Here is a 366-nt window from a genome sequence, read left to right on the forward strand (position 1 = left end):
TATACACAGCCATTGGGGACGTGGCGAAATTGGTAGACGCACTGGATTTAGGTTCCAGCGCCGCAAGGTGTGAGAGTTCGAGTCTCTCCGTCCCCACCATAAATCATTTGAATTAAGATGATTTATAAGGCCATAGAGGATTGGTGTAATGGTAGCATGACGGTCTCCAAAACCGTTCGTCAAGGTTCGAATCCTTGATCCTCTGCCAACTTAAAGTCTAACGCAAAGTTAGCACCCTGATGGGGACGTGGCGAAATTGGTAGACGCACTGGATTTAGGTTCCAGCGCCGCAAGGTGTGAGAGTTCGAGTCTCTCCGTCCCCACCATCAGTAATGAAGCAAGGTATAGAGCCTTGCTTTTTTATTG

At 48.1% G+C, this 366-nt stretch carries 3 tRNA genes; all 3 read left to right on the forward strand.

The window, feature by feature from the left end:
• The first annotated feature begins 14 nt into the window (after positions 1-14).
• The 3 genes from DPG01_RS18635 to DPG01_RS18645 all read left to right on the forward strand — a co-directional run bounded on the left by DPG01_RS18635 (position 15) and on the right by DPG01_RS18645 (position 326).
• A tRNA-Leu gene (locus tag DPG01_RS18635) sits at positions 15-99 on the forward strand.
• Between the two features lie 35 nt (positions 100-134).
• Positions 135-208: transfer RNA gene (locus DPG01_RS18640), tRNA-Trp, on the forward strand.
• Positions 209-241: 33 nt separating this feature from the next.
• Positions 242-326 (forward strand) — tRNA-Leu (locus DPG01_RS18645).
• Positions 327-366 lie beyond the last annotated feature (40 nt).

The sequence above is a fragment of the Acinetobacter sp. WCHAc060042 genome, assembly GCF_003231195.1.
Taxonomy (GTDB): domain Bacteria; phylum Pseudomonadota; class Gammaproteobacteria; order Pseudomonadales; family Moraxellaceae; genus Acinetobacter.